Here is a 13769-nt window from a genome sequence, read left to right as displayed (position 1 = left end):
ATTATATTTTGGCACATCCATTGCTCTCTCTGATTTGCCCAAGTGGCAAATGGAGAAAAAGCATGAAGATTTATATTGCAGTGGCACTGTGTTCCCTTTCGGTATTGGCAAGCCAGGCCAGAGCGGAAAACCGCGTGGATCTGGGCTCGCAAGCATTGAGCAATATCCGGGGCGCCATGGGCGTCAATATGGTTTCCGGTGACAACAACCAGCAAGGCAACCTTGCCGCCATCACCATCTCCGGTCCGGCAGTCATTCAATTTAGCCAGCAAAATCAATCTACTACCAATCTCACCGGCCACCAGAGCGTGGCCATTCTGGGGTCGGCTCTCAGCCACAACCAAGGACTCGTCGGCATCAATCAGGGTGCTGGTGAGGCCAATCAACAGCTCAATGCCTTCGCCCTCTCCCTCAATGACGACAGCGGTATCGGGGTGGTGACCGACATCAACCTCAGCACCAGCGTCGCGACCTCTCCCTCTGGCAAAGGTTCAGCACCAAGCACCACCAGCATCTATCTGGATGACAACGCCCTGACAGGCACCAAAGGGGTCATCCAGGTGAACCAGGTCACGGGACAAGGAAACCAGGCAGTCAACATGGTCTCCTTGCCTCTGGCAGGCGCAGTAACGGTATCACCATGATGCCGCAGGGATTGGAAACCGGATCTGGTGACAGAGGATTGGCCGCTGGAACCGTCTTCCACAGAAAATTCAATGGAGAGACTCATTATGCGTGGACTTATCTATAGCTCATTAGCCGCAGCGGTCGTCATGGCAATGTCGGGCACCGCATACGCCGATTATCGCGGCGACAGAGATGAGACAGGGGCAACCTTGACCAAGAAGGTCAAGGCAGAAGTAGATGTCGAGTACGAAGGGGATGTGAGAGTCGGCGGCTACATCAATGTCAACAAGCTTGGCATGGCGGTAGTGGACAACCAGCAATCCAGCTCCATGATCGGTACTGCCAATACCAGAACCGATAACACAAGTAAAATCAATGGCTCGTTCCAGGGGGCATCCGGTAACGTCGGCGCCAACGTCGCGGCCGGTGACTCCAACGTTCAAGGCAACAGCGCAGCCCTGGCTGCCTACGACCAGGTCGATGCCGACGCTGAATTTGTCATGGGACGAAGTCAGCAACACGGAACCGCGGGTGGTTCCTCAGATGCCGAGATCTTCTCCGACCAAAGCGCCAACCACAACTGGACCAGTAATCAGGGACATCAGAACAAGGCAAGTGTCGGCGATGGTGCCTTCAAGGATGCCGCAGGCAACATCGGGGTCAACGTGACTTCAGGCTCTGGTAACGTGCAGGCCAACAACATGGCAGCCTCCGTTTCCACCGGCAACATGGCTGTCGCAACCGTCGCCAACAGCCAGAGCGTCTCCCAGAACCTGACCGAGAACAAGAGCCTCAGCGCCACCAAGACCGTGGACTACAACCCGATCTACCTCAAGCTCAAGGCTGATGGTGACTACAAGGGCACCAGCAAGCAGTCCAACGATGTCTATCCGGAAATCTGGCAAAGTGGGGATCACCCGGGTGGTGGCAATATGTGGGGCCACATCGACTACGACAATGAAGGTAAAAACGACGGCAAGTTCGAGTTCAAGGAAGAGGGGGATATCAAGCTCAGTGGTTATGCCACCGGCTACATCCCTGTGGTCAATACCTACACCAGTCGTGAGACCTTCAACCACGCCACTATCGATGGCGGCTCCTTCAACGGCGCCGTGGGTAACATCGGGGTGAACGTCTCTTCTGGCAGCAACAACCTGCAAGCGAACAATCTCTCGCTGGCTGCCGGATTTGCCAAATAACACACTGTGTGGGGGCCTTGATGCCCCCTTTTTTCCAGGGATTAAGGAGAGACAGATGCGCTGGCTACTGCTGTTGCTGTTTTGCCCCACGGCCTGGACCGCCACCCTGCCCATGGGAGAGCACCTCTCGGGATTGGGGGATCTCAACAAACCAGTACAGAGCCTGCTGGAGCGCAAGTACGCAAATATCGAGCGCCAGCATACGGATTTCAGCTGCGGCGCTGCCGCCGTCGCCACCATATTGCGTTACTCCTACGGTCAGGCAACCAACGAACGTTGGGTGATGGATGGCATGATGGCCATGGCCGACCCGGCGCTGGTCAAACGCTACGGTTTTTCCATGCTCGACATGAAGCAGTATGTGCAGATGCTCGGCATGCGCGCCCGAGGCTATCGCCTGAGTGATGCCAAACTGCGTGAAGTGAGAGTGCCCACCATAGTGCTGCTCAATATTCGTGGCTATCAGCACTTCGCCGTGCTGCGCGCCATCGACCGACATGATCGCGTCTACCTGGCCGATCCAGCCCTCGGCAATCGTGTCATCACGTTCAAAGAATTCAAAGATAGCTGGAACGGGATCCTCTTGGCCGTCATCGGCTCCGGTTACCGTGCGGATGCCCCCCTGGCCAATCCAGCCCCGCCACTTTCTGTCAGGGGCAAGGATGGACTTTTTGCCCCCCTCAACGAAACATCCTTGCTGGAATTCGGTTTCCAGTCCAAAGAGCTAATGTGAGGTCAACATGAACACCCGACCCGCTCTATGCCTCATCTGTAGCCTAGGTGGTGTTGCCTGCCCACTCATGGCTGCCTCTGACCCATTGGCGCTGCTGTCAGATCAGTTCGCGCCCGAGATGGCAGACGGCGAGCTGGCCAGTCAGCGGGGTCGCTACGTCACCCCTCGCGGGATCAGCTATTTCGGCATCGAATTCATTTCGACCCTGACCACGGCCCAGGCCCAGCAGACGGCAGCCATGAATCTGGCCCTGAGTGTGGTGCAGAATCAACCCAAGCTCGACATCCGGATCAAGGATGACGTCAAGACGGTAACCAGCACCCCCGAGAACGCCCCCATCCAGGGCTCGGGACTGGTGCAGGTGATGCAATTGGAAGGGGCCGGTAACAGCTCAGTCAACCAGGCCGGTATTGCACTGACAGCCCCCGTCATGACAGGGCAAACCGTCGCGATCGGCAGTTACGAGAGCCAAGGCAGTCTGGGCACCTCCAGTTATCGGGTTTCCGGCAATTATGCAGGGCTGCAGCTAAACTCGTCCGATGGACGAGTCCAATTGGAACAGAGCCTGAGAGGGACCGACTTCAGCCGAGGCCTGTTGCAACTCAACCGAGTCAAGGGTGATGGTTTTCAAACGCTGAATCAGACCAGGATCTGGCTCTCCCGTTAGCCCTGATGCATCCAGTGGACTTGTGTAATAGAAGGACAATAAACAACAAGGATGTGATGCGATGAAACAGTCTACCGTGCTGTTGCTTGCGCTGGCCCCAATCACCTGCTGGGGCGCAACCGCAGAGGAGGAAGCCCTACAACAACAGCTGGACCAGTTGCGTCAGCAACTGATCCAGCAGAATCAGGCACTCCATCAGTTACAGGCCCGACTGGAAGCGGTCAAGGCTGCCGGCGCCACGAACACCACGGCAGCCGCCACAGGCACTGTCGCTGGCGCCACCGCAGCCACCGCAGCCACCGCCCCACAAGATTCGGCGACTCGCCGCACCCCGGAAGCAGGCCGCAGTACCGAAGACCTGATGCTGGAGCAGCACAACGTCTTCGACCGGGCCTTGACTCTGGATTTCGGCCTCTCCTACCAGCATTACAATCGCAAGGATCTCGCCTTGCGTGGCTTCCTGGCGCTGGATGCCATCTTCCTCGGGGAGATCAATCTGGACAGGGTACGCTCCGATCAATGGACCGCGGATCTCGTTACCCGCTACACCCTCAACGATCGCTGGCAGTTGGAGCTCGCCATCCCCTATCTGTATCGCAACACCAACTATCAAAGCACCGGCAAGGAGAACTCCAGCCGGGACTTTGAGGAACAGAGCGTGAGTGATGGTGGCCTCGGCGATCTCAGCATGGCCGTCTATTATCGCGTCCTGGCCGAGGATGAAAACTGGCCGGATCTGGTGTGGAACTTGAGAGCCAAGGCCCCCACGGGCAAGGATCCCTACGGGATTGAATTCAACACCTCGGCATCGGGCAACCTCAATACGCCCAAAGAGCTCGCCACCGGTAACGGACTCTGGGAACTGTCCACGGGTTTCTCTCTGGTCAGAACGCTGGATCCCGCCATCCTGTTTGCCAACTTCAATTACGGTCATAGCCTCAAGCAAGACTTTGACGACATCTCCTATCTGCCGGGCAACCAACCTGGCAACATCCAGCTCGGCGACTGGTATGAATACGGACTCGGGGTCGCCTTTGCACTGAACGAGCGCTTCAGCCTCTCTTTCAACATCAATCAACGCATCACGCGGGAATCCGAGCAGGGCAGCGAAGGCTTCGACATGGAAAAAGTTACGGGGACCGATGCCAATGCCGCCAGCTTCGGCATGGGCTCGACCTGGGCCATCACCGACAACCTCTCCATGGCGGTGAACTGGTCTGCCGGTCTCACCACGGACGCACCGGACTACAGCATTGGACTGCGCTTCCCCTATCGTTTCTGATAGGCAGCGACCAGTGCTCAGTCACCACCAAGCTGTCGAGCCTGCCAACAACCCCTATGGCGCTCGACAAACAGGTCAAAACAGAGAGGGAGGCATATCGCCTCCCTCTGACTATCTATACAAATTATCCCTGAGCGACCTCAATCTACAGCAAGATGCATTCCGCGCCAGCGGGAGTTCAATCTCCCTCAGCACAGACCGCTCAAGGCATGGAACTCGTTGAAAACACATTGTCAATTCAACCATTCCCCGTCGCCCAGCATCGATTGCCGCCAGCTGGACTCCAGTTTCCAGGAGTGCCCAGCCAATCAGCCAATCAGCCAATCAGCCAATCAGCCAATCAGCCAATCAGCCAATCAGCCAATCAGCCAATCAGCCAATCATACCCTCCCGCCTTAAACCCCCAAGCGATCCCGCAGGGTATACCAGGCGGCACCGGCCGCGGTGAAGGGGATGCGGAACAGGCGCCCTCCCGGGAAGGGGTAGTGAGGGAGCTTGGCAAAAGCATCGAACCGCTCCGCCTGACCACTCAACACCTCGGAGAGCAACTTGCCCGCCAGATGGGTACAGGTCACACCGTGACCGCTGTAACCCTGCATGTAGTAGATGTTGTGGCCGATACGGCCGAACTGGGGCAGGCGTGACAGGGTCAGCAGGAAGTTGCCGGTCCAGGTGTACTCCACCTTGACGTCCGCGAGCTGAGGGAAGGTCTTGAGCATCTTGGGGATGATCAGCCGCTCAATGTCCGCCGGATCCCGCGCCCCGTAGACCACGCCGCCGCCGTACAGCAGGCGGTGATCACCGGTGGTGCGATAGTAGTCGAGCAGGTAGTTGCAATCCTCCAGGCAGTAGTTTTGCGGTAACAGGGAGCGGGCCCGTTCCTCCCCCAGCACCTCGGTGGCGATCACCTGGGTGCCGCAGGGCATGCTCTTGCCCGCCAGTTCGGGCACCAGGTTGCCGAGGTAGGCATTGCCCGCCACCACCACGAAGCGCGCCTTCACCGCCCCCTTGGCGGTCTTCACCAGAGCGGGCTGGCCCGGGGTAATGGCCGTCACGGCGGATTGCTCGAAAATCTTGCCCCCCTGGATGCGAATGGCTTCCGCCTCCCCCAGCGCCAGATTGAGGGGGTGGATATGGCCGCCCCGCTTGTCGAGCAGGCCACCGACGTAGCGATCGCTCGCCACCACCTCGCGCACCCCCTCTGCATCGAGCAGCGTCAGCTCCTCGTTGCCCCACCGCTGCCAGCGATCGTGCTGGGCCTTGAGCTCATGAAGCTGCTTCTCGCTCTCGGCGACGAAGACCCCCCCCTGCTGCAGATCGCACTGGATGTTGTAGCGCTTGATCCGCTCGCGGATGATGTCACCCCCCTCAAACAGCATGGAGCCGAGCAGCTTCGCCTGATCCGGCGGGCAATTCGCTTCTATGGTGTCGATGTCACGGCTGTAGGAGTTGACTATCTGGCCGCCGTTGCGACCGCTGGCGCCAAAACCGACACGGGCCGCCTCCAGCACCACCACCGAATAGCCCTTCTCCACCAGGTGCAACGCGCTGGAGAGGCCGGTGTAACCCGCGCCTATGATGCAGACATCGCACTCGAGCTGCTCGGTCAGGGTCGGATAGGGGGCATGTTGATTGGCACTGGCGGCGTAGTAACTGTTTACATGTTCGGTCATGATCCTTGCTTCCTTACCGGTTCTTTTCCAAATCAGAGGTATCAAAACATTAAAAACTGGCCGGGGTATGGGCGCTGACGATGCGACAGGTCTCCCCAGACGGGTTGCTGAAACTGTGGGGCTCGCCGGTGTCGATGACGTAACTGTCTCCGGCGCTGAGGCTGTAGCTCTGCCCGCCCAGGGTCAGGACCACCGACCCTTCCAGCACGGTTCCCACCTCCTCCCCCAGATGCTTGACCTGCCCCCCGGTGCCCGTGCCCGGGGCATAGGTCTCCAGCATGAAACCGAGTTGCCGCCGGTTGTTGCCGTTGTGCACCAGCCTCATGGAGACCCCCTGGCTGCCCAGTTCGATGAGCTGATCAGGCTTGATCACCACGCTCGGGCTGCGTCCTTCCTCTTCGGCGAAAAAGCGCGACAGGGGCAGCTCATAGACACTCAGCAGCTTTTGCAGGGAAGCCACCGAGGGGCTCACCTTGTTCTGCTCTATCATGCAGATGGCGCCGTGGGTCAGGCCGCTCAGCTCGGCGGCCCGCCGCTGGGAAAGCCCGAGCCGGCGACGGGTGGCGGCGAGCCGCTCTCCCATGCTCGGCTCCCCTCTTTCCTCGACCCGCTTGTCGTGCCCAGTTTCTGCGTCTTGCGGGGCAAGGGGATTGTCCGTCATGGCCTGCCATCTGGCCTCTCCGTGTGACTGCTGCATCGCCCACCTCCCTGTGTGCCGATCGAGTGCGCTGTTACCTGGTTAAAATAGTGGACCAACTCCGTCCCAGTGTTCGTTATCCTTCACAGGCCAAACTGTTCATTATTTTGCACAGCCGTTTCGATAAAAACCGGTAGAATCGTCCTGACAGCTCCATTTCTAGCATGTCACGTCCGATTTACTCAAATATATTTAACACTTGAAAAACATTTCGGCTCAATTTATGGTCGTTGTGTGCTTATTATTCTATACGGTGGCACCTGGGACAAGTCGGCCACCTGAACCCACAATCGAGGCTTCTTATGTCAGCATCACAACCCGTTCAGCCCTTGCTCAAGTCTCTTGCCTATATAGGTGGCCGCTGGTGCGAGGCCCAAGATGGTCGCCAGTTCGAGGTGCTGAACCCGGCCAACGGTCAGCTCATCACCCGGGTGCCGGACATGAACGAAGCGGATACCCGCCGTGCCATCGAGGCGGCGCATCAGGCGCAGGCCCCCTGGGCGGCCCTCACCGCCAAGGAACGCAGTGCCAGGCTATATGCCTGGTTCGAGCTCATCATGGCCAATCAGGACGAGCTCGCCCACCTCATGACCGCCGAGCAGGGCAAACCGCTGGCCGAGGCCAAGGGCGAGGTCGCCTACGGCGCCAGCTTCATCCAGTGGTTCGCGGAAGAGGGCAAGCGCGCCTATGGTCGCACCATCCCCGGTTTCTCCGGGGACAGACGCCTGGCCACCATCAAGCAGCCGGTGGGCGTGGTCGCCGCCATCACCCCCTGGAACTTCCCCATCGCCATGATCACCCGCAAGGCGGGCCCGGCGCTCGCGGCCGGGTGCACCATCGTCATCAAACCCGCCGCCGAGACCCCGCTCTGCGCCCTGGCCCTGGCGGCACTGGCGGAAACGGCGGGGATCCCGGCCGGGGTCATCAACATCGTCACCTCCCATCAAGCCTCGGCGGTGGGCAATGAGCTATGCAGCAATCCCAGGGTACGCAAGCTCTCCTTCACCGGCTCCACCCGCATCGGCAAGTTGCTGATGCGCCAGTGTGCCGACACCATGAAGCGCCTCTCCCTAGAGCTCGGTGGCAACGCCCCCTTCATCGTGTTTGACGATGCGGATCTCGACGCCGCCGTCACCGGGGCGCTGGCTTCCAAGTACCGCAACGCGGGCCAGACCTGCGTCTGCGCCAACCGCATCCTGGTGCAAGCCAGCGTCTATGACGCCTTCGCCGATAAATTGGCCGCCGCCGTGCGGGCCTTCAAGGTGGGGGATGGTCTGGGCGAGGGCGTGCAGATCGGCCCCCTCATCAACCCGGCCGCCGCCGACAAGGTGGCCAGCCTGGTCAAGCAGGCCGAGGCCGCCGGCGCCAAGGTGCTGGTCGGTGGCGAACCCCACGGCGCCGGCCCGCTCTTCTACAGCCCCACCATCCTGACCGAGGTAGCCAAGGGCAACCCCATTCTGGATGAGGAGATCTTCGGGCCCGTGGCCCCCCTGGTGCGCTTCGAGACCGAGGCCGAGGCCATCGCGCTGGCCAACGACACCCCCTACGGGCTGGCCGCCTACTTCTATGGCCGGGACATCGCCCGGGTATGGCGGGTAGCCGAGCAGCTGGAGTACGGCATGGTGGGCATCAACGAGGGGATCATCTCCACCGAGCTGGCCCCCTTTGGCGGGATCAAGGAGTCGGGGCTCGGCCGGGAAGGGGCCGCCGAGGGGCTGGAAGAGTACCTCGAGACCAAATATCTCTGCTTTGGCGGCATTCGCTGAGGCCAGTTCGGGGCAATGGCATCTATAGAAAAGATGCCTTAGGCACCAATCCATCGCTTTTATAGATAGAAAAAGGGGGAGATGGCCACCGTCTCCGTGAGCCAGAGAGGCTCGTCAGGGCACAGCCAGCCCCCACACCAGACATGTCGCCCTGCCCGTTGGCAGTGCGCGATTTGATTGATCGCCAGACGGCACAGGAAGATCCGGGGCAAGGCCCCTCAGGGAGGAAAGATGAGTCATTCACAGAGTAACGGGGCCCACAATCAGGCATGGCAGGCCCGCCGTGAAGCGGCCGTGGTGCAAGGGGTCGGTACCCTGCTGCCGGTCTTTATCGAGCGGGCGAAAAACGCCGAGCTGTGGGACGTGGAGGGCAATCGCTACATCGATTTCGCCTCCGGCATCGCCGTGCTCAACACTGGGCACAACCACCCCAGAGTGGTCGCCGCCGTGCGGGATCAGCTGGAGAAGTTCAGCCACACCTGCTTCCAGGTCACCCCCTACCCCGGTTATATCGAGCTGGCGGAAAAATTGAACGCCCTGGTACCGGGGCCCACCCCCAAGCGCACCCTCTTCCTCTCCACCGGCGCCGAGGCGGTGGAGAACGCCATCAAGATCGCCCGCGCCCACACCGGTCGCAGCGGCACCATCGCCTTCAAGGGGGGCTTCCACGGCCGCACCATGATGGGCATGGCGCTCACCGGCAAGGTGGTCCCCTACAAGACCGGCTTCGGCCCCTTCCCGGGGGAGGTCTATCACCTGCCCTTCCCCGCCGACTACCTGGGGGTGAGCGAGGCCGATGCCCTGGCCGCGCTGGATCTCTGCTTCAGCGCCGACATCGAACCGGCCCGGGTTGCCGCCATCATCATCGAACCCGTCCAGGGTGAGGGGGGCTTCTATGTCGCCAGCCCGAGCTTCCTGCAGGCCCTGCGCAAGATCTGCGACCAGCACGGCATCGTGCTCATCTGCGACGAGATCCAGACCGGATTCTGTCGCACCGGCAAGACCTTCGCTACCGAATACAGCGGCGTGGAGCCGGACATCATGACGCTCGCCAAGAGTCTGGCGGGGGGCTTCCCGCTGTCCGCCGTGGTGGGCAAGAGCGAGATCATGAACGCCGCCAAGCCGGGCGGCCTTGGCGGCACCTATGCCGGCTCCCCCATCGCCTGCGCCGCCGCCCTGGCGGTGCTGGAGGTGATTGAGGAAGAGAAGCTCAACCAGCAGGCGCTGGCCCAGGGGGAGCAGATCAAGGCCCGACTGCACCAACTCGCGGAGCGCTTCGACTGCATCGGCGATATCCGCGGCCCCGGTGCCATGGTGGCCATGGAGCTGGTCAAGGGGCGCGATGCCAGCCAGCCCGACCCGGATCTCACCAAACGCCTGGTGGCCGAAGCGGGCAAACGCGGCCTGGTGCTGCTGGCCTGCGGTGTGCGGGCCAACGTGATCCGCTTCCTGGCCCCCCTGACCGCCTCGGCGGCCATCGTCGATGAGGGCCTGGCCCTGCTCGAACAGGCGCTGACAGCCGCCAGCGCCTAGGTTGCTCACCAGCACCTCGCGTTTGTGCTAAAAAATGCGTTTTTTCCCCCTTGATATGCTTGTCAGGGGGGCATCACGAATGCACAATGCGCCTCCGCTTTCAAGGACCGTCCGCTCATCGCAGCCCGGTCTTTTTTTGCGGCAACCAAATCCATAACGAGGCCGGAACCGACCGGAAATGATAGCGAGATGGGCTGCCATCTCACGACACCCGCTTCTTGAGTGAGGAACACCATGGGGTATTTCACCGCTTTCCTGCCGGCCCGTGCCGGTCTGCGCCTGCCGTCTGTGCAATACATTGGCGCCCCCACTGCACAGGATGACCAGCAGGTTACCCTGATCCCCCCGGCCAAGGCAGAGGGGAACGCATGATGCATGCTCACCCCACCGGTCTGAAAAAAAGCCTCAAGCTGTGGCACGTGGTCATCATGGGCTTGGCCTATCTGACCCCCATGGCCGTGTTTGACACCTTCGGCATCGTCACCGAGATCACCGAAGGCCACGTGCCGACCGCCTACCTGTTCGCCCTCGTCGGCATGCTGTTCACCGCCATGAGCTACGGCCACCTGGTGCGCAAGTTCCCCTCGGCGGGCTCCGCCTATACCTATGCCCAGAAGGTGTTTCACCCCTATGTGGGCTTCATGGTGGGCTGGGTCTCCCTGCTCGACTACATGTTCATGCCGATGATCAACATGCTGCTGGCCAAGATCTACATGGAGGCCCTGTTCCCGGACGTAGAACCCTGGACCTACATCCTGGCCCTGACCGCGGTGATGACCTTCCTGAACCTGCGCGGCATCAAGCTGGTGGCGAACTTCAACAGCCTGATCGTCATGATGCAGTTCAGCATCATCGCCGTCTTCATCGGCCTCATCGCCTGGGGTGTCTATCACGGCGAGGGGCTCGGCACCCTCCAGAGCAGCCGTCCCTTCTTCTCCGAACAGATGCACCTGGTGCCCCTGTTCACCGGCGCCTCCATCCTCTGCCTGTCGTTCCTGGGTTTCGACGCCATCAGCACCCTGTGCGAGGAGACCCCCAATGCGGATCGGGTGATCCCCCGCGCCATCCTGCTGACGGCGCTCATCGGCGGCGTGCTCTTCATCTCGGTCTCCTACTTCCTGCAGCTGTTCTTCCCGGACATCTCCCGCTTCCAGCAACCGGATGCGGTGCTGCCGGAAATAGCTCTCTACGTCGGCGGCAAGCTGTTCCAGGCGGTGGTGCTGGTGTGCACCACGGTGGCGGTGCTCGCCTCCGGGCTCGCCTCCCACGCCGGGGTGTCGCGCCTGCTCTACGTGATGGGGCGGGATCGGGCCCTGCCGAGCCGCTTCTTCGGCTATGTTCACCCCAGGTGGCAGACCCCGGCCCTGAACGTGCTGCTGGTGGGGGCCCTGGCCCTCTCCGCCGTGTCGTTCGATCTCGAGATGGCGCTGGCGCTCATCAACTTCGGCGCCCTGGTGGCCTTTACCTTCGTCAACCTGGCGGTGATCGCCCACTTCTACCTCAAGCTCGGCCACAACAAGAGCCTGCGGGATCACCTGCTGTTCCTGGTGCTGCCCCTGTGCGGCGCCGCCTGCATCGGGGTGCTCTGGCTCAACCTGGAGCCTGCCTCCTTCGAGCTGGGGCTGATCTGGGCCGCCCTCGGCGCCCTCTATCTGCTGCTGCGCCTGACCATTTTCGGGGTCCAATTGCGCCAGCCCAAGACGGATGCCTCCTGAGCCATCCCCCTGCCCACAGAGCCCGCCCTATGCGGGCTCTTCTTTTGGATACCCTCCCCCCTGGCAGCCGCCATCGACCGTCCGGCCGCAGCCCCTGGTGCGCCCCGCTTTCGAGGTATCTGGCACAGGCAGCTACACCACCCTGCCCCCAGTCAACAAAATGCCCAAAAGCGGCCTTTTTTGCTTGTCACCCCCCCCCTCTGGGGGCACAATACGCCGCCCCTTGAGAGCCGATGTTTTTTGCAGCATCGGTTCTTTGCTTTTTGGGGGCACACCACCATTCACCAAGAGGCCGGACTTTGCGCCGGAATTGATATCGAGATTGCAACGCAATCTCCCGACGTTGTGAGGAAATACATGGGGCTTTTCACTGCTTTCCTGCCGGTCCCCGCTGGCATGTGCCATCCGTCTGCCGCCCAGACTGGCGCACCCTGTGTCCAGCGACGCGCTGCCGCGTCCCTGATCCCGTCCCCCTTCGCCTCCCGGGCGTGTGCAGAGGAGCAAGCGTGATGGCCGGTGCCAAGCTGCTCAAGACGCTCACCCTGTTCCAGGTGGTGGTGATGGGTCTGGCTTACCTCACTCCCATGGCGGTGTTCGATACCTTCGCCATCGTCGGCGACATCACCGATGGCCGCGTGGCCACTGCCTATCTGCTGGCGCTGGGCGGCATCCTGCTGACCGCCTTCAGCTACGGCCATCTGGTGCGCCGCTTCCCGTCGGCGGGCTCCGCCTACACCTATGCCCAGAAGGTGTTCAACCCCTATATCGGCTTCATGGTCGGCTGGTCCTCCCTGCTGGACTACATGTTCATGCCGATGATCAACATCCTGCTGGCCAAGATCTACCTGACCGCCATGTTCCCCGGCGTCGAGCCCTGGATCTTCATCTTCGGTCTGGTGACCGTGATGACCTTCCTGAACCTGCGCGGCATCAACCTGGTGGCGAACTTCAACGGCGTCATCGTCTTCATCCAGATCGCCATCATCCTCACCTTCCTCGGCCTCATCGGCTGGGGCCTGACCCAGGGTGAGGGAGCCGGCACCCTGCTCAGCAGCCGCCCGTTCCACGTGGAGTCCGCCAGCATGTTGCCGCTGTTCACCGGCGCCACCATCCTCTGCTTCTCCTTCCTCGGCTTCGACGGCCTGAGCTCGCTGTCTGAAGAGACCCCGAACGCCGGCAAGGTGATCCCCCGCGCCATCGTGCTGACGGCGCTCATCGGCGGCATCATCTTCGTCACCGTCTCCTACAGCCTGCAGCTGTTCTTCCCGGATCTGGCCCGCTTCAAGGAGCCGGACGCCGTGCTGCCGGAGATCGCCCTCTACGTCGGCGGCACCCTGTTCCAGAGCGTGGTGCTGGTGTGCACCACGGTCGCGGTACTCGCCTCCGGCATGGCCGCCCACGCCGGGGTGTCGCGCATCCTCTACGTGATGGGTCGTGATCGCATGATCCCGGAGCGGGTGTTTGGCTACATTCACCCCACCTGGCGCACTCCGGCCATCAACGTGCTGCTGGTGGGAGCCCTGGCCCTCTCCGCGGTGTCGTTTGACCTGGACATGGCGCTGGCCCTGGTGAACTTTGGCGCCCTGGTGGCCTTCACCTTCGTCAACCTCTCCGTCATCGGCCAGTTCTGGGTGCGCGAGAAGCGCAACAAGAGCCTCAAGGATCACCTGCTGTTCCTGGTGCTGCCGCTGCTCGGCGCAGCCACCATCGGGGCGCTGTGGATCAACCTGGAGAAGAGCTCCCTGGAGCTTGGCCTCATCTGGGCGGGACTGGGGGTGACCTATCTGTTCCTGCGTCTGGCGGTGTTCCGCATCCCCTTCCGTCAGTACGAGGAAGCGGCCGACGGCCAATAAGCCATCTCGATCGCAAGATGCAAA

12 protein-coding genes are annotated in these 13769 nt (G+C 61.3%); 10 read left to right on the top strand and 2 right to left on the bottom strand.

The genetic code is table 11. The features are described from left to right. The first annotated feature begins 62 nt into the window (after nt 1–62). From ABNP46_RS05990 to ABNP46_RS05970, 5 genes are all read left to right on the top strand, one after another. Nucleotides 63–644, top strand: coding sequence for a hypothetical protein (locus ABNP46_RS05990; RefSeq protein ID WP_349921503.1), 582 nt, complete (start codon nt 63–65; stop codon nt 642–644). 192 nt (nt 645–836) lie between these two features. After that, the gene (locus ABNP46_RS05985; protein WP_349921502.1) at nt 837–1826 is read left to right on the top strand and encodes a hypothetical protein; all 990 of its coding nucleotides are present in this window, start codon (nt 837–839) and stop codon (nt 1824–1826) included. A gap of 55 nt (nt 1827–1881) precedes the next feature. Next, a complete protein-coding gene (locus tag ABNP46_RS05980; protein ID WP_349921501.1) occupies nt 1882–2559 on the top strand; it encodes a C39 family peptidase in 678 nt (225 codons plus the stop codon). A 67-nt stretch (nt 2560–2626) separates the two neighbouring features. Then, nucleotides 2627–3226, top strand: coding sequence for a hypothetical protein (locus tag ABNP46_RS05975; protein ID WP_349921500.1), 600 nt, complete (start codon nt 2627–2629; stop codon nt 3224–3226). A 61-nt stretch (nt 3227–3287) separates the two neighbouring features. Further along, entirely contained in the window at nt 3288–4508 is a 1221-nt protein-coding gene (locus ABNP46_RS05970) for a transporter (RefSeq protein ID WP_349921499.1), read from the top strand. A gap of 395 nt (nt 4509–4903) precedes the next feature. Here the strand turns inward: ABNP46_RS05970 and ABNP46_RS05965 are convergent, their stop codons facing one another. Next, the gene (locus ABNP46_RS05965; protein WP_349921498.1) at nt 4904–6181 is read right to left on the bottom strand and encodes an NAD(P)/FAD-dependent oxidoreductase; all 1278 of its coding nucleotides are present in this window, start codon (nt 6179–6181) and stop codon (nt 4904–4906) included. 49 nt (nt 6182–6230) lie between these two features. Continuing rightward, complete coding sequence (gene puuR / locus ABNP46_RS05960; RefSeq protein ID WP_349921497.1) at nt 6231–6878, bottom strand: HTH-type transcriptional regulator PuuR; 648 nt, start codon at nt 6876–6878, stop codon at nt 6231–6233. Between the two features lie 302 nt (nt 6879–7180). On the opposite strand from puuR, the gene ABNP46_RS05955 reads away from it, so the two are divergent. The 5 genes from ABNP46_RS05955 to ABNP46_RS05935 all read left to right on the top strand — a co-directional run bounded on the left by ABNP46_RS05955 (nt 7181) and on the right by ABNP46_RS05935 (nt 13745). Beyond that, nucleotides 7181–8644, top strand: a complete 1464-nt coding sequence (locus ABNP46_RS05955; RefSeq protein WP_349921496.1) for an NAD-dependent succinate-semialdehyde dehydrogenase — start codon at nt 7181–7183, stop codon at nt 8642–8644. A 231-nt stretch (nt 8645–8875) separates the two neighbouring features. Continuing rightward, nucleotides 8876–10177: a 4-aminobutyrate--2-oxoglutarate transaminase gene (gene gabT / locus ABNP46_RS05950; protein ID WP_349921495.1), complete on the top strand. Its 1302-nt coding sequence runs from the start codon at nt 8876–8878 to the stop codon at nt 10175–10177. A 234-nt stretch (nt 10178–10411) separates the two neighbouring features. Next, nucleotides 10412–10549: a hypothetical protein gene (locus ABNP46_RS05945; protein WP_349921494.1), complete on the top strand. Its 138-nt coding sequence runs from the start codon at nt 10412–10414 to the stop codon at nt 10547–10549. Further along, entirely contained in the window at nt 10549–11892 is a 1344-nt protein-coding gene (locus ABNP46_RS05940) for an APC family permease (protein ID WP_349922400.1), read from the top strand. The genes ABNP46_RS05945 and ABNP46_RS05940 overlap by 1 nt, the downstream gene beginning before the upstream one ends. Before the next feature lie 509 nt (nt 11893–12401). Continuing rightward, complete coding sequence (locus ABNP46_RS05935) at nt 12402–13745, top strand: APC family permease (protein ID WP_349921493.1); 1344 nt, start codon at nt 12402–12404, stop codon at nt 13743–13745. Nucleotides 13746–13769: the final 24 nt, after the last annotated feature.

Source organism: Aeromonas veronii (genome assembly GCF_040215105.1).
Lineage (GTDB): Bacteria > Pseudomonadota > Gammaproteobacteria > Enterobacterales > Aeromonadaceae > Aeromonas > Aeromonas veronii_G.
Note: the sequence above shows the minus strand (reverse complement) of the source record. Positions and strands in the feature narration are given on the sequence as shown.